The sequence below is a fragment of the Thermococcus fumicolans genome, assembly GCF_055386755.1.
This window is the reverse complement of sequence record NZ_AP042424.1, coordinates 1,068,826-1,092,435: the sequence shown is the minus strand read 5'-3', so window position 1 is coordinate 1,092,435 and position 23,610 is coordinate 1,068,826. Positions and strand designations below refer to the sequence as shown.

Below are 23,610 nucleotides of genomic sequence, written 5' to 3'. Positions count from 1 at the left end.
ACTCACCTCAAACCTTGATACGTGCAACGGCCCCTATAAGCCCTTCGAGTCTCCCAATCAACCTGCCCAGCATATCCCTAAGCGGTTCGGCCCTGGAGGATGCCTCACTCGATACCTCGACCGCCTCTTGGGCGGTGTCCATGAGCTCGGTGTTTAGGGCTGATATCTCATCAACCGCGCTCACCAGGTACTGGACGGCACTCGCCTGCTGGTCGACGCCCTTTGAGATCTCGTTCATCATGTTGGCTATCTCGTTGGCCCTCCTAGCTATATCGTCGAAGGCCGCTATGAGGTGCTGTATCGACTCCCCGACCTCCTGGGTAACCCGGGTGTTCTCGTGTATTGACGAGACGACCCCGCTAACGCTCTCCTGCATCTCCTTTATTAGGTCGCCTATCTGCTTGGCTGAGCTCCTGGACTGCTCCGCGAGCTCCCTAACGCTGTCGGCGACGACGGCGAAGCCTCTCCCCTGCTCCCCAGCCCTTGCCGCTTCAATTGCCGCGTTCAAAGCAAGCAAATTCGTCTGCTCGGCAATGTCGGTTATGACGTCTACTATCTGGCCTATCTTCTCCGAGTACTCTGAGAGTATGTTGACAGCCCGCTCCATCTCCCTGCTGACGTCGTTGATCTTGGCCACCTTTAGCGCTGCCTCGTCCGATATCTCCTTGCCCTTCTCGGCGGCGTTTGCCGACTCTATGGTGAACTCCGCCACCTGCTGGGTCTGCGTGCTTATCTGCTCTATTGCAGCGGAGAGGGCCTGGATGTGATCGTTGAGCTCGGCGATCTTGACGCTCTGCGTCTCAAGGCGCGTGATTAGGTCGTTCAATGCCTCGTAGGCGCGTTCTAATGCTTCGAGAGATCCCGATGCCTCCCTAAGGCTGTCGAGCTCGTTTCTGATCTCCTCGAGCGTTCCCTTAACGGTCGTGAGCATCTCTATCCAGCTGTCCTTAACGTCGTTGTACACCTTGAGAAGGGTCGATGTCGTGGGAACCTTACCCGTGAGATCTCCCTGGGCAACCCTGTTGAGATCCTGCAAGAGGAAGCGGAGGTCCGGGGTTTCCTTCCCCCTGAGGGGCACTAGGTATTCCTGAATATCGCTGAGCTCAGGGGGAATGGAAACGCTCTTCCCCTGACTGAGATCCCTGAGAACCCTCTTCACCAGGGCGTACTTGCTCTTCTGGAGGTACGCGTCCTCAAGGTACTTGGCCGCGATAACGCCGAGAACAACGCCTCCAGCGAGTCCCACTAGGGTGTGCCCGCCGTAAGCCAAGATGCCCGTGACTATTGGAGGGGTTGCAACGGCACCGATCGTCGTCGCCTTCATGCCCACCACCGCACTTGGAGATAATCCCAGTATGATTCGAGCTCGATGTTAGATGTTAGCCAAAATACTCTCCTAAACACTGTCTATTATTCAACCAAGGGCATAAAAAGTTTTCGTTAGCCGTTTTCAAAGACAGACTGATCAATTTCACGGAAAAAAGCTCGTAACAACCTACATATGCACCTACACACACACATACACGCAAGGGTTTTTTAATTGGCTAGGTCATAGTAATTGTAGTAAATCTAATCCGGCAGTTAGATCTTTGAAGCAAGCCCAACTGCTGGAGGTTAAGGCCATGGAGGTTCAGGACAGGGGCTATCAGCTTATCAAGCAGGAACTTTTCAAGCACCTCAACACGGACAGCCAAGCGTACAAGGACTCGTACCTACTACGCAGGATTCGGGCTAGGATGAGAAAGCTCGGGATAACGGACTTCATGGAGTACTACAGGCTGATAAAGAAGAACAAGCAGGAACTCGATGACCTATTGCTCACGGTCGCCATAAACGTCACGGAGTTCTTCAGGGATCCCATAGTGTGGAAGACCCTCGAGAGAAAGGTCCTCCCCCAGCTTATAGAGTTCAAAAAGCAGCACCACAGCACCATTATAAACGTCTGGAGCGCGGCGTGCTCAACAGGCCAAGAGCCCTACTCGATAGCCATGATGTTCAGCGAGTTCCTCGGGGACCAGATGTCGCGGTTCAAACTGAAGATACTGGCGACTGACATCGACAGGGAGGCCCTAAGCACCGCCATCAGGGGGGTGTACCCCAAAGACGTCGTTGAGAAGAGCGTCCCGAAGCACATGATAGCCAAGTACTTCATGCCAATGGGCGACCACTACCGCATTTCCCCGAAGATAAGGCGCTACGTTCAGTTCAAGCACTTCAACCTCCTGTCGGATAGGTATCCAAGGGGCTTTGATATGATCTTCATCCGAAACGTGCTGATATACATGACCCGTGAAGCTCAAGAACAGGTCTTCCAGAATCTATATGAGTCGCTGGAGGATCACGGTTACCTCATCCTCGGAAAGACTGAAACTATACTGGGCAACGCCGCCCGGCTGTTTAAACTCTATGATCTGGTTGCAAGGATCTACGTGAAAAACCCAAACCCGAGAAGGAGGTGAATTTGGATGGCAAGGGTGCTCGTGGTTGATGACGCCGCCTTTATGAGGATGCTGGTCAAGAAGATACTGACCCAGGCCGGCCATCAGATAGTTGGTGAAGCGAGCAACGGAAAGGAGGCAGTTGAGAAGTACAAGCAGCTGAAGCCCGATCTGGTGACCATGGACATAGTCATGCCAGAGATGGACGGCATAACGGCCGTTAAGGAGATCATGAAGATCGATCCAAACGCCAAGATCATAATGATCACCGCCGTTGGTCAGGAAGCCAAGGTTATGGAGGCCCTGAAGAGCGGCGCCAAGGGTTACATCGTAAAACCCTTCCAGGCCCCCAAGGTCATTGAGGAGGTCAACAGGGTCCTTTCCTCTTGAAGGGTGGTTTTATGCCACTGAGGAAGAAGATCAGGGTGCTCGTCGTAGATGACTCGGCCTTCATGAGGAAGATCCTCAGGGATATCCTGGAGTCTGACCCGGAGATCGAGGTCTGCTGCGAGGCCAGGGACGGTGTTGAGGCCATTGAAAAGGTCAGACAGCACAAACCCGACGTGATAACCCTGGATATAGAGATGCCCCGCATGAACGGTCTGGACGCACTGAAGTTCATAATGAACAAGTACCCCACTGCGGTCATAATGGTGAGCGCCCTGACGCAGGAGGGGGCTGAGGCCACCATAAAGGCCCTGGAGTACGGCGCGATAGACTTCATCCCCAAGCCTTCCTCGTCAATCTCGATAAACATGAGGGACCTAAAGGACGAGATAATAGCGAAGGTCAAGGAAGCAGCTAGAGTTCCGGTGAGGTTCCTCCAGTTCAGGAGGAGAAGACTACTAAGGGAGCAGATGACCAAGGTCAGGAAGAAAGGGGAAGCTGCCAGGAGGGCGGTGGCGATAGCGGCATCCACCGGAGGGCCGCAGTCCCTCCTCAAAGTCTTTGAGAAGTTTCCGAGCGAGATGAACGCTGGGATCCTGCTCGTCCAGCACATGCCCCCAGGCTTTACGAAGTCCTTCGCCATGAGGCTCGACAGGATATCTAAGATCAACGTTAAGGAGGCTGAAGACGGGGAGGTGGTCTACAACAACTGGGCCTATGTCGCACCCGGCGATTACCACATGGAAGTTACAATGAGAAACGGCAAGCCGACGATAAAGCTCTACAAGGGGCCGAAGATCCACGGTGTAAGGCCCGCTGCCGATCCAATGATGAAGAGCGTGGCCAACCTCTTCGGGAGGAAAACAGTGGGGGTTGTCATGACGGGTATGGGCAGGGACGGTGCCGAGGGACTGGCCGAGATCAAGAGGAAGGGCGGCATAACCATAGCCCAGGACAAGGAGACGTCGATAATCTTCGGAATGCCAAAGGCGGCAATAGAACTGGGCGTCGTTGACTACGTCGTGCCCCTGGATAAAATCGCGGATACGATTGTTATGGCGCTGAGAAAGATCCCGAGGTGAGCCGTATGGAAGACATGTCCCAGTACATTGAGGAGTTCCTTGCCGATGCCAGGGATAGAATAGACAGCATAAGCAACGCCGTCCTAAAGCTCGAAGACGCAGTCAAGGAGGGCAACGAGGAGGCAAAAAGGGAAAGCATAGACCAGATATTCAGGGACGCACACACGCTCAAGGGGACAGCGGCCACAATGGGCTTCATGAAGCTCAGCGAGACGGCACATAAGATGGAGAACCTCTTCGACGCCATAAGGAACGGTGTTGTTGAAGCCACCCCTGAGGTCGTGGATCTGGTTCTGGAGTTCATAGACGCCATTGAGGCCATGCTCGATAACATAGAGGAGACCGGTAGCGAGGGTGACGTGGACGTAAGCGGGATCATAGAGCAGGCCAACAAGCTCCTAAAGGGCTACAAGCGGGAGAAGAAGGAAGAAAAAGGGGAAAAACCGGAGGAGCTCCAGGAAAAGGAAACCGAGGAGAAGGTGGAAGAGGTCTCGCCGCCCCCAGCAGAAGGGCCGGGGAGGGAGTACTTGGTTAAAGTCATATTCCATCCGGACGCCCAGCTCAAGGGCGTTAGGGCTTTTCTGATACTTAACGACCTCGAGGAGATAGGGGACGTCCTGGAGACGAAGCCCGACAGGAAGATCATCGAGGACGGTTCGGCCGAGGAGAACGAGCTTGAGTTCAGGGTCAGGACTGAGTTTCCGCCCGAGGAAATCAAGAAGACCGTGACCAGACATCCGGAGGTGAAGGAGGCCGTTATAACACCTGTGGGGAGTGGAGGCGAGGAAAGCGCCGAGGCAGTTGGCGGAGAGAAGGTGACCATCAGGGTCGTCCTGCAAAAGGACGCGCCCCTAAAGGGCATCCGATCATTCCTCATCCTCCAAGACCTCCAGAACATGGGTAAGGTGCTCGAGACCAACCCATCCCCAGACGCCATCCAGAACGGCGAGCTGATCGATGGGCACTACTTCGAGGTAGTGATGGTGCCGTCAAAGCCCATCGAGGAGATTAAGGGTGCGATACTCAAACACCCCGACGTTGAGAGCGTCCTAGTTGGGGCCGAAGCCGAGGCCAAAGCTGAAGCTAAGAGGGAGGAGAAAGCCGAGAAGAAGCCCGAGGCAAAGGCCCCACCCACGGTTAAGCGCGAGAAGATCAAGATGTCGAAGCTCATCAAGGTCGACGTCTCCCACCTCGACAAGCTCATGAACCTGGTTGGAGAGCTCGTGATAAACCGCGGAAGGCTGGAGCAGATAGCCGAGAGACTGGGCGACAGAGAGCTGTTAGAGAGCCTCTCAACGACCTCCCGCTTGATGGCCGAGCTTCAGGACGAGATAATGCAGATGCGCCTTACTCCCGTTGCAGAGGTCTTCAACAAGTTCCCGCGCATGGTCAGGAGCTTGGCCAGAAAGGAGGGCAAGGAAGTAGAGTTCATCATGGAGGGAACCGACATAGAGGTCGACAGGACAATCCTCGACAAGCTCGGCGACGTTCTAGTTCACCTCCTCAGAAACGCCATAGACCACGGAATCGAGCCGCCAGAGGAGAGGGAAAAGCTTGGGAAGCCGAGGGCAGGAAGGCTTGAGCTCATAGCCAGACGTGAGAGGAGCCACGTCGTCATAATAGTGAGGGACGACGGAAGGGGCATAGACCCGGAGAAGGTGAAGAAGAAGGCCATAGAGAAGGGCCTCATAACGCCAGAGCAAGCGGCTGAGATGAGCGACGAAGAGGCGATAAACCTGATATTCCTGCCGGGCTTCAGCACCGCTGAAAAGGTAACGGACGTCTCGGGAAGAGGAGTGGGTATGGACGTCGTCCAGGACGTCATCAAGGCCCTTAACGGTAGTATAAGCGTGCAGACGGAGGTCGGTAAGGGAACCACCTTCACGCTGAAGCTACCCATCAGCATGGCCATCATCCAAGCCCTCCTCATCAAGGTTCAGGACGAGACCTACGCGATCCCGATAAACAACATTCTGGAGACGATAGAGGTCAAGAGGAAGGACCTGAAGACGATAGGCGGCAAGGAAGTGATCGTGCTGAGGGGCGAGATAATACCCCTCATCTCTCTCCACGAGCTCTTTGGACTTCCTTATCCGGACAGTGAGGAGTTCCCGGCCATCATCGTGGACTTTGGGGCGCAGAAGATAGCCCTAAGAGTAGACGAACTGCTCCACAAGAAGGACATCGTCATTAAGTCCCTCGGAAAGGCCTTATCGAACATAAAGGGCTTCGCCGGAGCTACCATCCTTGGTGACGGTAGCGTTGTCCTCATCGTGGACATAAACAGCTTGCTGGGAGGTATAGGCGGTGGACTATGACAAGAGCATAAAGGAGCTCGGGGAGTTCGAGAAGAGTGCCCTGCTCGAGACCTTCAACATAGGTGCCTCCAGGGCCGCCGATGCCCTGAGCGAGATGATAGGTCACCCTGTGAACATAGCGGTTCCAGGCCTGGATGTGGTCTCCATAAAAGTCCTCCCCGAGAAGGTCGGTGAGGACGTAAAGGTGGCAGTCTACGTCGGCCTCGGAAAGGAGTTCAGCGGACACGCCTTCTTCATCCTCGATTTCGACGACGCCTGCAGGCTGTTTGATCTTATGATGATGCAGGAACCCGGGACGACCAAGGAGATAGACGAGATGGTCCAGTCCGCGATAATGGAGATGGGCAACATACTCATTTCCGCCTACGCAAACGCCCTGAGCGAGTTCCTCGGACTGACCATTGAGCAGAGCCCCCCCGAACTGGCCATAGACTTCCTCCCGGCTATCCTCGACTTCGCCCTCGCGGACATCGGCCAGCACTGCGACTACACGATACTCCTCAAAACTACAATAACCGTTGAGGGAATGGAGTTTAAGGAGCACTTCTTCATCCTCCCGAAGCCGGAGGACATGATGAAGGTCGTGGAAAAGCTCACGGGGGGAATGTTATGAAGATAAGCGAGTGGTATAAGGACATATTCCGGGAGGCCTCGAACATCGCCATGAGCCACGCTCTCACCTCGCTATCCCAGATGATAGGCGGGCCGATAGAGATGGAGCCACCGGAAGTGACAATACTCTCGCGCGTGGAGTTCCTGAAGCACCTGGCCCAGAGCGGTATATCAAAGAGCTTCGTCGTGGGCTTCGACATCACGGAGGGGCTCAACGGCCTCACGATCCTCCAGTTTCCGACCCGGAGTGCCATAAACCTCTCGGCGGCACTTATGGGAATGGATCCCTCGGGAATGACCGAACTCGATGAGATGGGCAGATCTGCGATAACGGAGGTCGGCAACATACTCATCTCAGTGTACACTGATATCCTGGCGAAGCTAGTTGGGGAACCCGTCTCCCTGAGCCCGCCGAAGCCGATAAGTTCCCTCTACGACATAGAGAAAGAACTCAACAGGCCCGAGCTCAGGAACGTGGACAACGTGTTCCTCTTCAAGACGCGCTTCTACGAGGAGAACATAGGGTTCGAGAGCTACTTCTACCTCGTGCCCGACGAGGCGTCGTTTGAGAAGCTCGTAACGAGGCTGGAGGAGCAGGTAAAGGAGGCGGGGGGCGAGTGAGATGGAGTTCAAGAAGAAAATACTCTCGATCGTAATTTTGGGTTTTGTTATAGTGGCCGTGCTCACCAGTGGTATGTTGCTCTACGGAGGCAAGAACACTGCGAACGAAATAGAGAAGAACCTCAACCCCCTCATGACTCAATGGGCAGAGCAGACGGTAAGTTCTAAGTCCGAAGCACTTGCGAACGAGTTTGATGCGTTTTTTAAAGAGATCGAGGCCCTAGGAAGGACGACAGAGGAGCTGACAGTGATCTCACTAAACGATCTCAAAAGCGAGGGGGTGGAGTTCGGCGATCCCGGGTACGCCGACAAGCTCAGGCCCATAATCCTCGAGCACTTCCAGGTTATTACTAAATCCGAGTCAAAACTCAGCGCCGTCTACTTTGGCGATATAAACGGGAACATGTTCATATATCCAGAGCAGGAGCTACCCCAGGGATACGATCCCAGAGTCAGGCCGTGGTACAAAAAGGCAGTGGAGGTCAACGGGCCCGCGTGGAGCGACCCCTACAAGGACGCCTCGAGCGGGAAATGGGTCATCACCTACGCAATCCCCGTTTACTACAATGGAAAATTTGTGGGCGTAATAGGCCTCGACGTCTTCATCGATACACTCATCGAGCAGGTGAAAAACGTCAAAGTCGGTGATAGCGGCTACGCCTACGTGGTCAACAAGGATGGTCTGGTAGTTGCCCACCCGAACGAACAGTACGTTATGAAGCTCAACATCTTTGAACAGGAGAGCCTCAAAGCGGTGGCGGACATCGTCAGGAGCGGGAAGGACAGCGGGGTCGTTACGTACACGTGGCAGGGCGTCGAGGCGACTGCGGCTGGATACAAGATACCAAGCACCGGTTGGTACGTCTTCACAAAGGTTCCAACCGCAGAGATCAGCAGGGGAGTTATGAACATCGTTAAGACGACCCAAGAGAGCACGCAGAAGACGACGTACATGATGATAGTCTTCCTCCTCCTAGTGTCTGCCGTGATAATCTCAATTGCGTACAAAATGGTCGATTCGACCCTCAAGCCCCTGGTGGCCCTGGGAGCCGCCGCCAGAGCCCTAGCTGAGGGCAGGCTCAGCGAGGTTAAGAACCGCCTGAGGGGGATCAGGTACCTCGAGGAAGACGAGATCGGCATGCTCATCAAGGCCTTCGAGTCCGTATCCAAGGACATGGTGGGAACACTGCAGAGCATAGCGGAGAAGCTGGAGCGCCTTGCCGAGGGCGACTTGAGCAACGGTCTAACAGTCGAAGCCAAAGGCGAACTCAGGGAGATCATAGAGGACGTCAAGAACATGAGCGCCAAGATGAGACAGCTCATCGGCAACATCGTTGGACTCACAGAGAGGCTTGAGAAGCACTCCAACATGCTTGCTCAGGTGGCGAGTGATGTTACTGAGGCTATTAATCAGGTGAATGAGGCGGTCCAGCAGGTTAGTATTGAGGCGCAAAGACAGCAGGAGAACATTAACGAGATTACCGAGGGAGTTAGGCTTGTCGCGGATGTCAGCGAGGAGAGCGTTAGAGCAATGGAGGAGTTCGAGGGGGCAATCCAGGAAGTGGTGAACATTGCCTCGGAAGGCAAGGAGAAGGGCGAGGTTTCAGCCCAGCAGATTGAGAGTATTCAGGCGATGATGAGCGAGATCGAGCAGGCGGTCAACAAGGTTAACGAGATGAGCAGGAGTATTGAGGAGATTACGAATGTCATCACTGGGATTGCCGAGCAGACGAACTTGCTTGCCTTGAACGCGGCTATTGAAGCGGCCAGGGCTGGAGAGGCCGGAAGAGGATTCGCTGTGGTTGCCCAGGAGATTAGGAATCTGGCCGAGGAGAGTAAGAAGGCTGCTGACAACATTAAGGACATTATTGGCAGGATGACTGAGGAGATCAGGGATGCTGTTAATGCCACGCAGAGGGGTGTTAGTGTTGTCAGCGAGAGTTCTGAGACGTTGAGAGAAACTACCGAGTACCTGACCAACATAGCTGAACTCATAAGTGAAACCGGGAGTAGGCTTGGGAGTGTGAAGGAGCAGATTATTCGGACGCAGGAGGAGGTTGATAAGGCGTTGAAGGCTTTGGAGAACTTGGCTGCTTCGGCTGAAGAAACCACTGCCTCGGCCGAGGAAGTTAGCTCGGCCGTTGAAGAGCAGACTGCTGCGATAGAAGAACTCAAGAGAGCAGCAGAAGAGCTGAGGAAGATCGTCTTAGAGCTCCGGCAGGAGACGGCCAACTTCAGGCTTTGATTTTCCCCTTTGATTTTGGGCGGTGGTGAAGATCGTGGAGATAAAGGTCGGCATCGGCGACCACGCGGTGGCAAAGAAGACCGGAATAATAAGCACCTACGGGTTAGGCTCCTGTGTAGGCATTACCCTCTACGACAGGCTCACAAAGGTAGGCGGCCTGCTCCACGCCCTCCTCCCGGAGAGCGCCCGCTACGGCGGAAAGGGCAACCCGGCGAAGTACGTTGATACGGGCCTGGAGCTCCTGATAAGGGACATGATGAAGCTCGGAGCCTCGCCCAGGAGGATGGAGGCGAAGCTCTTCGGGGGGGCGCATATGTTCTCCAACGTCAGCAACGAGAACCTAATGATCGGAAAGAAGAACGTGGAAGTGGCAAAGAGGGAGCTCAAGAAACGCGGCATAAAGCTAGTCGCCGAGGACACTGGGGGCAGGGGAGGGAGGACGATATACCTCGACGTTAGCACCGGAAAGGTTCGGATGAGAAAGGTCTCCGGGGGAAAGGTTATGGAAATGGTGTTTTAGGGGGTGAGAAATGTGGACACCGCAACACTGCTGTTGGTCCTCGGTGGGTTCATTGGGACTATATTGGTGGTGGTCGTGCTGATATCCAGGATGATGAACACATACACCAGCGAGATCTACGAGCTCCTCAGGGCCAGCAGGCTGGGAACTGAGGAGATCAGCGCTCCACCTCAGCCCCAGCCCAAGCCGGCGGAGAGTTCGCTCAAGGTCCCCCAGACGACACCAAAGCCCTCCGCCAGTGAGGAAGAGCTCGTTAAGAAGCTCAGGGAAGTACTGAACGAGAGGATGAGCAGGGTTCTCGACGAGGCCAAGGAGAAGAAGAGCCGCCTGCTTACCCTGCTCGACTTTGCCAGGGGCTACGCTCTGGGGTACGTCAGCGAGGACGACTACAACGCCTTCTTGGTGAAGGTCCTGAACGAACTCGATGACTTCAAGAGGCTCTGGCTCATGAAGTTCCCGTCAAGGAAGGACAAAGAGAAACTCGAGCTGATGATGAGCTACGTCGCCAAGGCAAAGCTTCCCGTGGCCATAAAAACGAAGGAGAAGGGCATCATAACCCTGACCCACGAGGAGGCCCTGATAAAGATAACCGAGTACCTAAACAGCGCCATGGCCATATTGGACGAGCTGATAGAGAAAGCCGGCGAGAGCCCAGCAATAACGCCACTCGAGATAAAGCTCTCGAACGAGGTGAAGAAGCTCCAAGAAAAGGTTAAAAGGCTTGAGGAGAGGCTCGAGGAAATGAGCATGTGAAAGAGGGATCACGATGCCAGTGATGCAGGCTAGGGTTAAGGCAGCGATACAGTCCTCATGGAAGGGATCCGCTGGGGTTAGGTGGAGGGATGCGATAGCCTACGTAGAACCGGATAAGATAGGCCTCAAGTACCTCAAGATGGGCGAGGTTGTGGGAGAGGACGTCTTTCCGTTTTCGGCCCTGACTGATATCAGCATTAAAATCCCCGATGAGGTAAAATTAGACCCGGAACTCCCCCATTTCGGGCTCAAGTTCTACCTGCCCTCCGGGGAGAAGACGCTCTTCCTGACGATTGGTAAGAACATGTTGATATACGACGAGAAGACCTTCAAGGCGTTCGTTCATAAGATATTCGAGGTTCTGATAAACGGGGCCCCTGTAAAGCTTCTTCTGGCTAGGATGAGGGGTGGCGCCCTAAACATGGATGCCAAATGGCAGGATGGTGTCCTCAAGATCGTCGTCGTCCGGTCGATAAGGAGAGCTAGGAAGGAGCGCAACATAATAGTTCTGGTCGAGGGAAGGCCCGTGTCCCTTTTTGCGGACATGGAGGATCTGGACATCGAAGAGATAGAGATGGGCGATAAGAAGGTTGAGGCGTGGAAGATAAAGCACTTCTACGAAAACGAGAGCGTTGTGTCGTACCTCCTCGTGGAGGACAAAAAGCTCAGGCTGTACATCATCAGGTACCTCCTCACTTACAGAAGGGACTACATGGAGCTCCTCATAAAAGCGGCCGAGGAGTTCCCTCAGATAAAGGCCGAGTTCCAAGAGGAGCTTGAGCGCGAGCTCAAAGAACTCGGCGGCCTTGACGAGATGGAGCAGCAGGTGCTCATGGCCCTCTATTCCGGGATGGATCCCCTAACGCTCCACGAGATGTTTGGAATAAGCGAGAAGGAAATCGAGGAGATATACGACAGGCTGATGGACAAGGGGCTGCTCAAGCTGGTCATGATAAGGAAGGTCGTTGACCTGACGAGAGAGGGCAGAAAGCTGGTAAACAAGATGATGAAGTACGGCTTGGGCATGATGTGACCCCCTTCTTTTCTGGACAATTTTTTCACAACACGTTCCCAAACGGCCGTTATTAGAGAATATCCAGCCTTATTTGGTATACCGTATAGAATCTCCAAGTTCATGACTAGCCATATGTAGGCATTTGTGTAGGTACTTGGTGAATATACAGGAAGCTGGGGAATGCCTTGGATTTTTCTAACAAAAAAGCTTAAATATGCCTTCTTCCACCGTTTAGCGTCTGAGTAATACGGTAAAATCAAAACCGGGATGGAATAAGCTCGGGTTTCCGCGCTAATCTGCGCGGCTGCCCCGGTATCGTGTTAAAATAAGGGGTGGAATCGAAGGTTGGACTCAAATGGTTCGGGGATCAAATTGAGCATGGATAAAGTCCGAGCTTCGTTCTTTATTTTTATCAAATTTTCAAACGCTAATTTTCCCTATGTGCAAACCTTCTGGGAGGAAAAGGTCGAGGCTTTCGACTTTCTTCAGGAACGGGATCATCTTAACGCCTTCCCGCACGTCAAAACCTTCGATATACGGGTTTATCGTGGGGAGTATGAGGAACTCCCCCGTTCTCACGAAGACCTTTACCTTCCTTCCGGTCCCACCTTTCTTGAAGGTATAGGCCGGGTGGATGTGTCCCAGGTAAGCTTCCTTAAAAGAGACGTCGGGCAGAGAAGTGTGGCCGTGGAGGAAGAGCTGGTCATCGAGAGTGAAGTACGGGACAACGCGGACGTTTTTAAAGGCCCCAACGGCCTCCTCAATCCTGCCGTCGTGGTTACCCTTCGTTATCACGATCTCAACGCCCTTCAGCCGAGAAAAAAACTCCATGAGGACCTTCTTCACCGAAAAGCTCAGGCCCAGCGGTTCTTTAACGTCCCCGAGAATGACCAGCAGATCGGGGTCCCTCTCGAGTATGAAATCCGCTAGGGCCTTTTCAAAGCCAGTCCTGATCCGTAGCCCCCTGGAGAACTCAAAGCCAATGTGGGGATCAGCCATGAGGAGAACTCTCCCGACCGAGGCCTTCAACTCAAGGGAGAGAAACTCAAAGGACTTGAAGGGAGCCTCCATAGAACCACCGGAAAACAAGTGAAACGAGAGGAGAGATCAGATGAGTCCGCGCTCCTTCTTCCTCTGCCTCTTGAGCCTGCGGATCCTCTTCTTGATCCACTTCCACCTCATCCTGCCCTTCTTCTTCCACTTCCTCGGTCTCCTCTTCATGAGCGTCACCAGCCGCTTGTCACCGGGAGGGTTTTTAAGCTTTTTCATCGATACGGGTTCTTCACCACCAATACAAAAAAAGCTGGATCAAATGATTTTTACGGGTAAAAACGGGCCCTCTATCGCGATTACAGCCGAACTTTTTTTAAAGGTCTACAACGGGTTCTACGGCGTTGTCTGGATGGATATATGCTTATCACATGCAATGCGTTATCGACAAAAACGCATTGCCAATAATATCTGGAATCAAACACGAAAAAGCCAAATACAGGCCAGGAAACCATGTCTAGATGGTGTAACAGATCACAACAAATTTTATGTACCATGGGAACGAAGGGGAACCCGGTGGGAGGGGTGGTAAAGGTAGCGTTCGGGCAGATGAAACCCGTTTTTCTGGATCCTGAGGCCAACTACTCAAAGGCCGAGAGGCTGATTGCCGAGGCCGCCGAGAACGATGCGAGACTCATAGTCCTACCCGAGCTCTTCGACACCGGCTACAACTTCAAGAGCAAGGACGAGGTTCTGGAGGTGGCCTCCCCGATTCCGGACGGAAAAACCACGCAGGTTCTAATAAGGCTGGCGAGGAGGTACAGGATCTTCATTGTGGCCGGAACCGCCGAGAAAGACCACTACGGGAGGCTCTACAACTCGGCGGTGGTGGTTGGACCCGGCGGCTATATCGGGCGGTACCGCAAGGTACACCTCTTCGCCCGCGAGAAGGAGTTCTTCGAGGCCGGAAACCTCGGTTTTGAGGTCTTTCACCTGGGTTTTGCCCGGATCGGTGTGATGATATGCTTCGACTGGTTCTTCCCGGAATCGGCGAGAACGCTGGCCTTAAAGGGGGCCGAGATAATAGCCCACCCCGCCAACCTCGTCATGCCCTACGCTCCTAGGGCCATGCCAATTAGAGCCCTGGAGAACAGGGTGTACACGATAACCGCCGATCGAGTCGGCGAGGAGAGGGGTTTAAGGTTCATAGGGAGGAGCCAGATAAACTCGCCCCTGGCAGAAACCCTCGTCGAGGGAAGTGAGGACGGGGAGGAGGTTGGGATAGCAGAGATAGACCTCGACCTCGCCCGGACAAAGAGGCTGAACGACTACAACGACGTCTTCCTGGACCGCCGGCCCGAGTACTACGCCCGCTAGACCCTGGGTATTGGCTCCCTCAGATAAACCACGTCCGAAACGTGAGCTACGGAGTGCTCGCCCGCGGTTATTACTCTGGCCTCGTTGAACAGGGCCTTTCCTATCCCGGCAAGACCGGCGAGGTCCCAGTAGCGGTACTCAGCCTCCCCGAGCCTCTCGAAGCCCGGAAGGCGGTAGTAGACCCTCCTAATGGTGCCCCTCTTACGGTCGTAGCCGGCGTCTATCGAAACGATCTCGCCGGCCTCGTCCCTGCCCTCAACCAGGAGCTCGCGGTAGGCTTTTCTGTAGAAGAGGCTGTAGGCCCTGTCGGTCTCCTCGATCATGAAAACGCCGTCGCCTTCAAGGGCCTTGGCGACGTTCCTGAAGAGCTCCGCCGCCTGGAGGGGATCGAAGTGCGGCATCGTGAGCCCCCAGATAAGGGCGATGTCAAAGGTTCCCAGCTTCCTGAGGTTGTCCATACAGTGCATAACAGCCCCGTAGACTTCAACGTTGCTACCCTCAAGCCACCCCTCAACCCTAACGAGGGCTTCCTTCCGCTTCTCCACAAGGGTTAGCTCGACCTCCCTCCCCCACTCCGTGAGAACCTCCGCCAGAGCCGCTCCGGCAAGCCCTGTCCCGGCACAGAGGTCGAGGATTCTGATCTTCTTCCTATCCGGGAGCAGGTTCTCCTTAACCGCCCAGTTGAAGAAGGTTTTCGTCCCTACAAACCTCCTCTGGGCCCTTTCGTCCCCAGGGTCCATCGGCCATCTGATCCACGAGTAGAGCTCCTCAAGCCCGGCCATGCTCTCACCAAAGTTAAGGGCCGCATCACGTTTAAGGAGTTTTTGATCACTTGGGAAGCCTGAGTGCCAGTGCGAAGGCCACTCCCAGGGGAATCAGAGTGCTCAGGAAGTTCAGGGTGAAGCTTATCCCCGCGAGGTAGCCGCCGATGAGGGGCCCGACCACCCAACCGAGGCTCATCATGGTGTTGAGCAGGCCCATCCCCTGGGCCCTCTCGCCCGCCTTTACCTTTTCGGCCACGTAGGCAGAGGTGGAGTTTATTGTGAGAACCCACTTTACCCCGGACAGGAAGGCCACTCCGAAGACGAGCCAGACGTTCTTAACGAACGCGTAGAGCAGAAAAGCCAAAGCGTAGCCGGCTATTGCAACGAGGTAGAACCTTCTGGCACCGTATCTGTCGATCAGCTTTCCCAGGAAGTAGCCGGTCAAAGCCGCCGCCAAGCTTTCTATACCGAAGATAACTCCGACGCTCCACTCGCCAAACAGCTCCTTGAAGTAAACAGAGGAAACCGAGTAGAACTGGCCGCTGGCGACCATGACGAGGAAGACCGTGAAGTAAAAGAGACCCAGTTCTCCCTCCATCAGCCGCCTGAAGGCTGACCCCTTGACCGTGGCGCGCCAGCTTTCCCTACCCTCCTGGACGAGTATCATCCCAAGGATGGAGCGCCCCCGTGAAGGCCTCTCCCTAATGAGCAGAACCAGCCCCGCGGACAGGAAGAGGAGAAGGCCAGATATTAGGAACACTCCCTTTATCCCCAGGTAGCCCACCACCAGCGAGCCGAGGAAGTTGCCCACCATGTAGCCAGCGTTCTCTACCGAGTTGAAGAGGCCGAAGATGGAGCCGGCCTTCGTTGAGAGTTCCGATATGAGTGCCGAGTGGGCCGGAGTCATGGCGGAACCAAAGACGCCCTGGAGGGTCCTGAGTACCAGAACCTGTATGGGGGACGTGGCTAGAACCATCAGCGTGTAGAACAGTCCTATCGAGGCGGCCCCAAAGGCTATGAAGGCCCTTCTATTGCCGCTTGAGTCGGAGAGCCAACCGAAGGGGTACTGAAAGATCGTGGAGGTAACGTTGAAGGCAACCGAGAGGAGGCCTATCATGAACATGCCCGCGCCCAAGTACCTCATGTAGACGCCGAGGTATGGGAAGGCCATTCCAAAGGCCATGTTGGCGATGAACATCGCTATGGCCAGGATCAGAACGTTTCTCCGCTTAACCCGGAGCTTTTTGAGCTTGAGGGTCCTCTCCCGCTTCCCCTGGATAACGACCATCTCACGCTTTGGCATCAGCGAGAAGAGCAAAGTTCGCTTTATAAAATTTCCGTCGAAAGGATAAGAAAAGGGTTGAAGTCAGCCCATCTGCAGGGCCTGACCGCGAAGCTCGCCACGCTCGAAGCGATACGGGTCGTACCACTCAACAGGAAGGTCTGTCTTTCCTTTCGTTACGAGGTCCGCCACCATCTCAGCAACGGCAGGGGCCATCATGAAGCCGTGCCCGGAGAAGCCAGCGGCAATGTAGTAGTCGCTCAGCTCCTCGATTTTGCCTATCGCCGGGTTGCTGTCCGGTGTTTTAGCGTAGTGGCCAGCCCACGTCCTCAGGATTAGAAGCTCCCTTAAGGCGGGGATTATCTTGGTGAAGTAATAACTCACCTCGCGCATGAACTCGTAGGTCGGGTTGAGGTCGTAGGTCGGGCCCAGCTCGTAGCCGACGCCTCCGATTATTCCGCCGTGGCTCGTCTGGGTCAGGTAAGCGTGGCCATACTTGAATGAAATCACCATCGGTTTGACCGAGCCCTTCTTTATGGGCTGAGTGATGACGGCCTGGTGCTTGTAGGGCTCTATCGGTATCTTCGTTCTTATCCCCGCCATCGCGTTGATGAGCTTGGCCCACGCGTTCGTGGCGTTGATAACGATGCCCGTCTTTATGACCCCTCTACTCGTTTTCAGCCCCTTAATCTCGCCGTTCTCGATGATGAAGTCCTTCACTTCTGTGTACTCAACTAACTTAGCCCCGAATTCCTCAGCATGGAGCGCGAACTTGGCCGTTGAGTGGAAGGGACTGGCCTTTCCGTCGGTCGGGTTCCAGGAAGCGGCAACAACCTCACTTATGTCCAAAAGCGGGACTATCTCTTTGGCTTCCTCGGGGGTTATGAGCCTTGTTGGAACGCCAAAGCGATTTTGAATGGCTATGTTCCTCTTGAACTCCTCAACCTCCTCATCGTCGTAGAGCAGGAAGAGGTAGCCTGTCTGTTCAAAGGGGAAGCCGTACTCCTCGCTGTATTTTTTCCACAGCTCAACAGACCTCTTCATCACCCTGACGTTCGCCTCGTCGTTGAACTGCTGTCTTATCCCCGTTCCACACCTGAATGTTGAACCGGAACCTATGAAGCGCTTCTCGATGACCGTAACCTCTTCCCCGCGCTTGGCAAGCTCATGAGCGATTGTAACCCCAACTATTCCACCGCCGATGACCGTTATCTCGCTCTTTTCGGGAAGGTTTCTCGTCGGCATCTTCAATCCCTCCCAGCGACAACCTTCATCTTGACGTTCTTTATCGGTGGCCTAGCGACGGGTATGTCAAGCCTGTCCATGCTCATTCCGCTCCTCTGGGAGACTAGCAAGGCCCCGTTGAAGAGGCAGAAGCGTCCCTGGCAGAAGCCCATCGCGAGGTGTGTTAAGCGCTTGATTATCTGCAGGTCGGTTATGCCGCTCTTAACGACGTCGTCAACCTTCCCGAGGGTGACGCCGCAGCCGCATATCTGGACGTCCTCGCCCCTGAACTCATCGAGCGGGAACCTCGGAATCGGCCTCGAAACGGGCTCGTACTCCCTCAGTTTCTCCTCGTAGATACAGGGCTCGACCTCGAAACCAAACTCACTGAGGATGTGGGCCCCGACGAGCTTTCCTTCGATGTAGTTCGCGTAGTGCGGCTTTATGCTCACGGCGCTTCCGGCGACGTAGATTCCGTCCCTTATCCTGTGCTGGGAGTCAAGAACCGGGATGTAGTAGCCGCGCTTGAAGCGGAGCTTTCCTCCGGCCTGGGTGACGGGGTTTATGTCCGGAACCCTTCCGTCGGCCATTATGACGGCATCCACCTCGTAAACGTTGCCGTTCTCGTCGATGAGGCGCTCAACTCTGTCGTTGCCCTCGACGCGCCTCGGGTTTGGAACCACAACGTACTCTATGCCCCAGCGTTCGAGTTCAGCGGTTATCTCCTCCGGGAAGGCCCCAACAACGGCGACCTTCCTTCCCGGCGCGACGCCCCAAACGTTGATGACCTCGAGCGCGTCGCTCCTCCTGAAGACTCCCGGATAATCGTTGTTCTCGAAGAGCATTATGGAATCAACAGCGCCCGTAGCTAAAACAACGCGCTTGGCCATGAACTCTATGAGCTGGTCGTTCCTAACGGCCGGAACGAGGAAGTACTCTCCCTTGTCGAACACGCCGAGGGCGGTCGTCCTGAGGAAGACGCGGACGTTCTCCGGGAAGTTCGTGAGCCTCTCTATGGCCTCCCTCGGGTTTCCGAAGCCCTCCTGCTCAACGCCCTTGAGCCACATGTCGCCGCCGAGCCAGCCCTTCTCCTCGATGAGCGCGACGGTCAGCTTTCCTCCAATCTCCTCGACGGTGCCGAGGCCTGCCGGGCCTGCTCCAATGACCGCCACGTCCACCACGTACCTCAAAACGGGCTTGCCCTCGTCTATCTCAACCTGCTCCTGGAACTCGTCGTAGCGCTGCCTCTCCACCCTCATTCCGTCCTTGACAACAAGCTTCCTGCCGTTGACGTTCCTGACGCCGTTAACCGTGACAGGAACCGGGCCGAAGGTGAACGCTCCCCTGTGCCTTCCCTCGGTGCTTACCGTGAGCCAGTAGACGCCGTTGGCGAGCATCGCAACAGGGAACTTCTCGCCCTCGTAGGCCTCGTAGGGCTTCCCCTCAAAATAAATCGTGACCTTCTTAGAAGGGTCCTTCTCGGTCAGGTCGAGTGGTCTCATGCTCCCACCTCGAAGATTTCACAATCTGCGTTCTTTCCTATACACCAATGTTTATAAATGTTAGGCTGTCCAAAAATGGTTCAGAACCTTTAGTTTTGTACTTATGAAAAGCAAAGATAAAAAGAGGGTCAGGCGAGTCCCTTGGTCAGGACGAACTCGGCTACGTTCTCGACCTGGCTCTTGGCCCTGGCCTCGGTGACGCTCTTCTTTCCGGTCTCGATTGGAACCTTCCTGAAGAGCTTTTCGTGGGTCTCGACGATCTCCCTGGGCGGCTTGGTGAGGAGACTGACGATTATTATGATGAAGAGCGTTATGAAGAAGTTGATGAAGAACACCGGAACGTCCTGGAACCAGCCGCCTATGGTGCCCCATATACCCGGGGCGTCCTTGGTGAAGGCCCAGCCGTAGATCTTGGCCTCGAAGATGACCTCGCTGATAAGACCGTAGGCCATTCCGATTATTGCCCCTTCCTTGGTGGTCCTCTTCCACCACAGGCTGAGCACGAGTATCGGACCGAATCCGACTGCCAATCCGCCCCAGGCAGTCGCGACCATCTGGTAGATGACCTTAGGACCGCTTATCGCGAACCAGAGGCCCACTAAGGCCACACCAAAGACGACCAGCCTTGAGATGTTGACCATCTGCTTCTTTCCAACTTCCTTGCCGAGAACCTTGTGGTAGAAGTCCCTAGCTATTGCCGAGGAAGCCACAAGGAGCTGCGAATCAGCGGTGCTCATGACGGCCGAGATTATACCGGCTATGACGAATCCCGCGAGCCAGCTCGGCATCAGCTCAACGGCCATCGCTGGTATGACCTTCTCGGGGTCGCTGACCTCCAGTATTCCAGCCTGGGCCATGGCAAAGCCAAGGAATCCCGCGAAGAACGCACCCCAGAGGACGAGGATCGTCCAGGTGCCGCTGATGAAGATACCCGGTCTTCTGAGCTTCCTCGGGTCTTCAACGCTCATGTAGCGCGTGACGATGTGGGGCTGGCCGAGGTAGCCGACTATCCACGAGGCGTAGCCGATGGCGAAGATTATCGCGGCCCAGCCGGTCGCCCCTCCGAATGGATGGAGCTTTGCCGGATCTGCAGAGGCTATGATCTCCGTGGCCCTTCCAAGCCCACCGATCTTGGCTAGGGCAAGGAAAGGTACGATGATCAGCGTCAGCAACATGAAGAGGGCCTGAACGACGTCCGTCCAGACAACGGCGAAGAAACCACCGGTGATAACGTAGGCAGTCAGGATTATCACCGTCAGGATTATGCCAGCGTTGTCGCTTATGTCAAAACCCTCGGCAAAGGTCTTTCCTCCTGCGGCGAATTGAGCTGCAACGTAGGCGGTCATGAAGACAATGATTATCAGCGCGCTGAGGATTCTTATCAGCTTTGTGTCGTCCTTCAGACGGGCCTCGAGGTAGTCGGGCAGGGTTATGGCCCTGAACTTACCGGCGTAGATCCTGAGCCTTGGACCGATGAGGACGTAGTCGGCGAGGGTACCGAAGAGACAGCCGATTCCAGCCCAGAATGCTCCGAGACCAGTTGAAAAGGCCTTACTCGGATACGCCAGCATCAGCCAGCCGCTGAAGTCGCTGGCCTTGTCGGAGAGGGTTGCGGCCAGAACATGGACCTTCCTGCCGCCGACAAAGTACTGGTCTTCGGTCTTGGTGTACTTGTTGGCCCACCAGCCGATGTAAGCCAGAAGGGCGAGGTACACCAGAAAACCAAAGAGTATCCCCGTGTTCATGCCTTACCCTCCTTCTTCAGCTCTTTGATAAGGTCTTCGTCGTACGCCAAAATCTCGTCGTCCACATAGTACTCCTTGCCGGTTATTCTGTCCCAAAAGCCGTACAAAAACATCGTTAAAATCCCTAAAAGCGTTGGAACCAACAGCGTTGCCCAAGCTGCACCACTCAGACCCATATTGAATCCCTCCTGAATACATATGGTGGGCAATGTTCATTATCATACTATGTCAACAAAAGGTTATAAACCTGTCGTCCCAGAGAGATTTGGCCCCTTTGGTAGGAGAGGTTTATACAGAGCTAGGATGGCGTGATGAGCTATGAAGGTCAAGGTCATGCGCCCCATATTCCAGCCCGAGACCGAGGAGAGGGATTTTGTGCTTTACCCATACCACATCTTCCACCTGAGGCTCTTCTACAAGCGCCTCGGCATGAAGGACAGGGTTATGGACTACTTCGCCTACGTTGACCTCTACCGCCTCGGCGCCGAGAGGGGAGATGGCTTCATCGACCTCTACGAGTGGAACGTCGAGGAGAAGAAGGTCATGAAGCCGCTGGTCGACTACGAGGAGGCCGAGAAGAAGGCCTTCGAGAGCGCCATAATCTGGGGTAACTCGAGGGTTGTTTCCTGGTGGCTTCCAAGGATAGAGGTCGTCAGGCACGAGCGAGCTTATAAGGTCTTCTGGATATACGAGAAGGACGGCGAGAAGCTCATAATGGACAGCCTCGACGGAAAAGAGTACTCCCTCGATGCAATGCTCGGAAAGAGCGGGAGGAGCTGTAAGGGGCCGTTCTGCAGGTAGACGAAAACGTTATCAAATTCGCGGATAACTCCAGGTTAGGTGGGTAAAAATGGATGTAACCCTCAAGGTAAAGGTTCCAGAGGGGGTCGACGAGGGATTGGTCGGCGAGCTGGCAGAGATATTCGCGCGGGCCCAGGCCCTGAAACTGCTCGCGCTGAAAAAGCAGGAACCAAAAAGGGAGAGGGCTTCGTGGAGGGAGCTCTATGAGTACCTACAGGAGTACCGGGACTTTTCTGGACAGTAACGTCATCCTCAACCTGCTGTTTGAGACCGAATTAACCGATGAGGCTGAGAAGGCGTTTTCACTGGCCAAGAACCCCGTGGTTTCTGAGACGGTGGTAGACGAGTGCGTTTACGTTACCCTTCGGAGGAAGGCAGCCTCCAGGGGAATTAAAAGCCTGCATGAGCTTAAGCGTTTCCTGAAAGAGGATGAAGGAAAGGCCCTTCTCAGGGAAGCCTCAGAACTCGTGCTTTCATTCATCGGAGCTCACGGAATAGAGATAATCGAAGACCCCGACATATTCCTCACCCTCAGCATTGCCGAGAAATATGGCCTGCTCATCCACGACGCCAAGATACTGGGGGCGATGGTCTCCGCGGGGATAAGGAGAATCGCAACGCTGGACAAGGACTTCGAGGGAATTCCAATAATAGAGGTAATCAGGTCGGAACCAGCACCGAAGGGAGACTAATCATCTGGCGTGAATCTCCACTATGTCCCCATCCTCCAAAACGTGGTCGGCTCCAACCCTCTGGCCCGGGAACTTGACGCTCTTGCCCCAGACGCGCGCGTATCTGAAGTTCTTGGCGAAGTCCTTGTGTATCCTCTCCGCCAAATCCATAACCGTCGAGCCCTTCTTGAGCGGCACGGGCGGGTAGGCCGGCTCCTCTCCGGGGCTCTTGGTAAAGACTCTGATTATTCCAGCCAATTCGTAGAGCTCGTCCTTTAGCTTATCCAGCTGTATCTTTCTCTTCGCCGAAACGGGGATTATCTTGAAGCGGTCGCCGTAAGCTTTGACCAGCTTCTCGTAGTTCTCCCTGCTCCCCGGAGCGTCGCCCTTGTTGGCTATGATTATCGCCCTCCTCCAGACAAGGCTTTCATCGAGTGCATCTGCGAACTCCTCCAGCGTTACCGGTTCTTTGACCGTGATTTCGGCGGAGTGGATCCTCTCCTCGCGGAGCATCTTCATGACCTCGTTTATGTCGCCCTTGATGTTCTCCTGGCCGTTGATGACTATTCCGCCCATCGCGGTCCTCTTTATCTCGACCCTCGGCTTCCTCTTGTTGAGCTTTATACCGGCCCTCTCGAACTCCTTTAGGAGGATTTCCATCTGCTTAACTGGATCCTGAGAGAGGTCAACTACGATAGCTATGGCGTCGGCGTTCCTGATAACGCTTAGGAGCTGAGGCCCCATTCCCTTTCCGAGGGCGGCCCCCTCGACGAGACCGGGAACCTCGACGAGCTGAATCTGGACGTCTTTATGGTGCATCATGCCCGGGATGGGCTCGACCGTCGTGAAGGCGTAGTCAGCGACGTCCGCATCGACGTTCGTGAGCGCCTTCATCAGGGAACTTTTGCCGACGTTAGGAAGGCCTGCCAGGACTATCTGGGCTGCCCCTTCCTTCTTAACTGCCATGGAAGGGCCGCCGCCACCCTTGCGCATCTGGCGCTGCTTTTCGAGCTCCTTCCTGAGCTCCGCTAGCTTGCGCTTTATCTGAAGTCTGAGCTTCTCGGTTCCCTTGTGCTTCGGAACGGTGGCGTACATCTTCTCGAGTGCCCTTATCTTTTCGGGAATGGTCTTGGCGTTCCTGTACTCCTCCTCGGCCGCTAGGTACTCCGCTGTCACGTTCGTAGGCATTGGCACCACCCGCTGCTCTCTTCCCCCAAATTTAGGGGTTCGGGCGGTTTTATAAAAGTTAGGTAGGTCTCTAGA

23 protein-coding genes are annotated in these 23,610 nt (G+C 54.8%); 14 read left to right on the top strand and 9 right to left on the bottom strand.

Annotated features, from left to right (window positions below):
• Positions 1-7: 7 nt before the first annotated feature.
• Positions 8-1,324: a methyl-accepting chemotaxis protein gene (locus ACZ5AM_RS06000; protein WP_464914152.1), complete on the bottom strand. Its 1,317-nt coding sequence runs from the start codon at positions 1,322-1,324 to the stop codon at positions 8-10.
• A 298-nt stretch (positions 1,325-1,622) separates the two neighbouring features.
• On the opposite strand from ACZ5AM_RS06000, the gene ACZ5AM_RS05995 reads away from it, so the two are divergent.
• From ACZ5AM_RS05995 to ACZ5AM_RS05950, 10 genes are read left to right on the top strand one after another with little or no spacing between them, the layout of a single operon-like run.
• Positions 1,623-2,459, top strand: coding sequence for a CheR family methyltransferase (locus ACZ5AM_RS05995; RefSeq protein WP_464914151.1), 837 nt, complete (start codon positions 1,623-1,625; stop codon positions 2,457-2,459).
• Positions 2,460-2,465: 6 nt separating this feature from the next.
• Positions 2,466-2,828 (top strand): response regulator, encoded by a 363-nt coding sequence (locus tag ACZ5AM_RS05990; RefSeq protein ID WP_464914150.1) that lies wholly within the window; start codon positions 2,466-2,468, stop codon positions 2,826-2,828.
• 11 nt (positions 2,829-2,839) lie between these two features.
• A complete protein-coding gene (locus ACZ5AM_RS05985) occupies positions 2,840-3,907 on the top strand; it encodes a protein-glutamate methylesterase/protein-glutamine glutaminase (protein WP_464914149.1) in 1,068 nt (355 codons plus the stop codon).
• 5 nt (positions 3,908-3,912) lie between these two features.
• Positions 3,913-6,225, top strand: coding sequence for a chemotaxis protein CheW (locus ACZ5AM_RS05980; protein ID WP_464914148.1), 2,313 nt, complete (start codon positions 3,913-3,915; stop codon positions 6,223-6,225).
• The gene (locus ACZ5AM_RS05975; protein ID WP_464914147.1) at positions 6,215-6,838 is read left to right on the top strand and encodes a chemotaxis protein CheC; all 624 of its coding nucleotides are present in this window, start codon (positions 6,215-6,217) and stop codon (positions 6,836-6,838) included. The genes ACZ5AM_RS05980 and ACZ5AM_RS05975 overlap by 11 nt, the downstream gene beginning before the upstream one ends.
• Complete coding sequence (locus tag ACZ5AM_RS05970; protein ID WP_464914146.1) at positions 6,835-7,458, top strand: chemotaxis protein CheC; 624 nt, start codon at positions 6,835-6,837, stop codon at positions 7,456-7,458. The genes ACZ5AM_RS05975 and ACZ5AM_RS05970 overlap by 4 nt, the downstream gene beginning before the upstream one ends.
• Position 7,459: 1 nt before the next feature.
• A complete protein-coding gene (locus tag ACZ5AM_RS05965) occupies positions 7,460-9,703 on the top strand; it encodes a methyl-accepting chemotaxis protein (protein ID WP_464914145.1) in 2,244 nt (747 codons plus the stop codon).
• A gap of 34 nt (positions 9,704-9,737) precedes the next feature.
• A complete protein-coding gene (locus ACZ5AM_RS05960) occupies positions 9,738-10,223 on the top strand; it encodes a chemotaxis protein CheD (protein WP_464916006.1) in 486 nt (161 codons plus the stop codon).
• A gap of 12 nt (positions 10,224-10,235) precedes the next feature.
• The gene (locus ACZ5AM_RS05955) at positions 10,236-10,976 is read left to right on the top strand and encodes a hypothetical protein (RefSeq protein ID WP_464914144.1); all 741 of its coding nucleotides are present in this window, start codon (positions 10,236-10,238) and stop codon (positions 10,974-10,976) included.
• 13 nt (positions 10,977-10,989) lie between these two features.
• Positions 10,990-12,009: a CheF family chemotaxis protein gene (locus tag ACZ5AM_RS05950; protein ID WP_464914143.1), complete on the top strand. Its 1,020-nt coding sequence runs from the start codon at positions 10,990-10,992 to the stop codon at positions 12,007-12,009.
• A 402-nt stretch (positions 12,010-12,411) separates the two neighbouring features.
• Here ACZ5AM_RS05950 and ACZ5AM_RS05945 read toward each other — a convergent pair whose 3' ends face one another.
• Both ACZ5AM_RS05945 and ACZ5AM_RS05940 read right to left on the bottom strand, forming a co-directional pair.
• Positions 12,412-13,062, bottom strand: a complete 651-nt coding sequence (locus ACZ5AM_RS05945) for a metallophosphoesterase (RefSeq protein ID WP_464914142.1) — start codon at positions 13,060-13,062, stop codon at positions 12,412-12,414.
• 36 nt (positions 13,063-13,098) lie between these two features.
• Positions 13,099-13,221 (bottom strand): hypothetical protein, encoded by a 123-nt coding sequence (locus ACZ5AM_RS05940; protein WP_257789807.1) that lies wholly within the window; start codon positions 13,219-13,221, stop codon positions 13,099-13,101.
• Between the two features lie 345 nt (positions 13,222-13,566).
• Between ACZ5AM_RS05940 and ACZ5AM_RS05935 the strand changes: the two genes are divergently transcribed.
• Complete coding sequence (locus tag ACZ5AM_RS05935) at positions 13,567-14,358, top strand: nitrilase (protein WP_464914141.1); 792 nt, start codon at positions 13,567-13,569, stop codon at positions 14,356-14,358.
• Here ACZ5AM_RS05935 and ACZ5AM_RS05930 read toward each other — a convergent pair.
• The 5 genes from ACZ5AM_RS05930 to ACZ5AM_RS05910 all read right to left on the bottom strand — a co-directional run bounded on the left by ACZ5AM_RS05930 (position 14,355) and on the right by ACZ5AM_RS05910 (position 20,875).
• Positions 14,355-15,140 carry a class I SAM-dependent methyltransferase gene (locus ACZ5AM_RS05930; RefSeq protein ID WP_464914140.1) on the bottom strand — a complete coding sequence of 262 codons (786 nt, stop codon included), beginning with the start codon at positions 15,138-15,140 and terminating at the stop codon, positions 14,355-14,357. The genes ACZ5AM_RS05935 and ACZ5AM_RS05930 overlap by 4 nt on opposite strands.
• Positions 15,141-15,186: 46 nt before the next feature.
• Positions 15,187-16,425 carry an MFS transporter gene (locus tag ACZ5AM_RS05925; RefSeq protein WP_464914139.1) on the bottom strand — a complete coding sequence of 413 codons (1,239 nt, stop codon included), beginning with the start codon at positions 16,423-16,425 and terminating at the stop codon, positions 15,187-15,189.
• 63 nt (positions 16,426-16,488) lie between these two features.
• Positions 16,489-17,649, bottom strand: a complete 1,161-nt coding sequence (locus ACZ5AM_RS05920; protein WP_464914138.1) for an NAD(P)/FAD-dependent oxidoreductase — start codon at positions 17,647-17,649, stop codon at positions 16,489-16,491.
• Between the two features lie 2 nt (positions 17,650-17,651).
• Positions 17,652-19,130: an FAD-dependent oxidoreductase gene (locus ACZ5AM_RS05915; protein ID WP_464914137.1), complete on the bottom strand. Its 1,479-nt coding sequence runs from the start codon at positions 19,128-19,130 to the stop codon at positions 17,652-17,654.
• Positions 19,131-19,258: 128 nt separating this feature from the next.
• Entirely contained in the window at positions 19,259-20,875 is a 1,617-nt protein-coding gene (locus ACZ5AM_RS05910; protein ID WP_464914136.1) for a sodium/proline symporter, read from the bottom strand.
• Positions 20,876-21,193: 318 nt separating this feature from the next.
• Here ACZ5AM_RS05910 and ACZ5AM_RS05905 point away from each other — a divergent pair, with 318 nt between their 5' ends.
• Genes ACZ5AM_RS05905 through ACZ5AM_RS05895 form a run of 3 tightly spaced genes read left to right on the top strand, consistent with a single transcriptional unit; the run spans position 21,194 to position 22,368 of the window.
• Positions 21,194-21,676, top strand: a complete 483-nt coding sequence (locus ACZ5AM_RS05905) for a hypothetical protein (RefSeq protein ID WP_464914135.1) — start codon at positions 21,194-21,196, stop codon at positions 21,674-21,676.
• Between the two features lie 49 nt (positions 21,677-21,725).
• A complete protein-coding gene (locus ACZ5AM_RS05900) occupies positions 21,726-21,920 on the top strand; it encodes a hypothetical protein (RefSeq protein WP_464914134.1) in 195 nt (64 codons plus the stop codon).
• A complete protein-coding gene (locus ACZ5AM_RS05895; RefSeq protein ID WP_464914133.1) occupies positions 21,880-22,368 on the top strand; it encodes a PIN domain-containing protein in 489 nt (162 codons plus the stop codon). Before ACZ5AM_RS05900 ends, ACZ5AM_RS05895 begins: the two co-directional genes overlap by 41 nt.
• On the opposite strand, the gene ACZ5AM_RS05890 is transcribed toward ACZ5AM_RS05895, so the two are convergent.
• On the bottom strand, positions 22,369-23,535 hold the full coding sequence (locus tag ACZ5AM_RS05890; RefSeq protein ID WP_464914132.1) for an OBG GTPase family GTP-binding protein: 1,167 nt from the start codon (positions 23,533-23,535) through the stop codon (positions 22,369-22,371).
• Between the last annotated feature and the right edge of the window lie 75 nt (positions 23,536-23,610).

Coding starts and splice junctions, on each gene's coding strand:
- ACZ5AM_RS06000 (WP_464914152.1), bottom strand. CDS start 1,324: ATGAAGGCGACGACGATCGGTGCCGTTGCAACCCCTCCAATAGTCACG.
- ACZ5AM_RS05995 (WP_464914151.1), top strand. CDS start 1,623: ATGGAGGTTCAGGACAGGGGCTATCAGCTTATCAAGCAGGAACTTTTC.
- ACZ5AM_RS05990 (WP_464914150.1), top strand. CDS start 2,466: ATGGCAAGGGTGCTCGTGGTTGATGACGCCGCCTTTATGAGGATGCTG.
- ACZ5AM_RS05985 (WP_464914149.1), top strand. CDS start 2,840: ATGCCACTGAGGAAGAAGATCAGGGTGCTCGTCGTAGATGACTCGGCC.
- ACZ5AM_RS05980 (WP_464914148.1), top strand. CDS start 3,913: ATGGAAGACATGTCCCAGTACATTGAGGAGTTCCTTGCCGATGCCAGG.
- ACZ5AM_RS05970 (WP_464914146.1), top strand. CDS start 6,835: ATGAAGATAAGCGAGTGGTATAAGGACATATTCCGGGAGGCCTCGAAC.
- ACZ5AM_RS05965 (WP_464914145.1), top strand. CDS start 7,460: ATGGAGTTCAAGAAGAAAATACTCTCGATCGTAATTTTGGGTTTTGTT.
- ACZ5AM_RS05950 (WP_464914143.1), top strand. CDS start 10,990: ATGCCAGTGATGCAGGCTAGGGTTAAGGCAGCGATACAGTCCTCATGG.
- ACZ5AM_RS05945 (WP_464914142.1), bottom strand. CDS start 13,062: ATGGAGGCTCCCTTCAAGTCCTTTGAGTTTCTCTCCCTTGAGTTGAAG.
- ACZ5AM_RS05930 (WP_464914140.1), bottom strand. CDS start 15,140: ATGGCCGGGCTTGAGGAGCTCTACTCGTGGATCAGATGGCCGATGGAC.
- ACZ5AM_RS05925 (WP_464914139.1), bottom strand. CDS start 16,425: ATGCCAAAGCGTGAGATGGTCGTTATCCAGGGGAAGCGGGAGAGGACC.
- ACZ5AM_RS05920 (WP_464914138.1), bottom strand. CDS start 17,649: ATGCCGACGAGAAACCTTCCCGAAAAGAGCGAGATAACGGTCATCGGC.
- ACZ5AM_RS05915 (WP_464914137.1), bottom strand. CDS start 19,130: ATGAGACCACTCGACCTGACCGAGAAGGACCCTTCTAAGAAGGTCACG.
- ACZ5AM_RS05910 (WP_464914136.1), bottom strand. CDS start 20,875: ATGAACACGGGGATACTCTTTGGTTTTCTGGTGTACCTCGCCCTTCTG.
- ACZ5AM_RS05905 (WP_464914135.1), top strand. CDS start 21,194: ATGAAGGTCAAGGTCATGCGCCCCATATTCCAGCCCGAGACCGAGGAG.
- ACZ5AM_RS05900 (WP_464914134.1), top strand. CDS start 21,726: ATGGATGTAACCCTCAAGGTAAAGGTTCCAGAGGGGGTCGACGAGGGA.
- ACZ5AM_RS05895 (WP_464914133.1), top strand. CDS start 21,880: ATGAGTACCTACAGGAGTACCGGGACTTTTCTGGACAGTAACGTCATC.
- ACZ5AM_RS05890 (WP_464914132.1), bottom strand. CDS start 23,535: ATGCCTACGAACGTGACAGCGGAGTACCTAGCGGCCGAGGAGGAGTAC.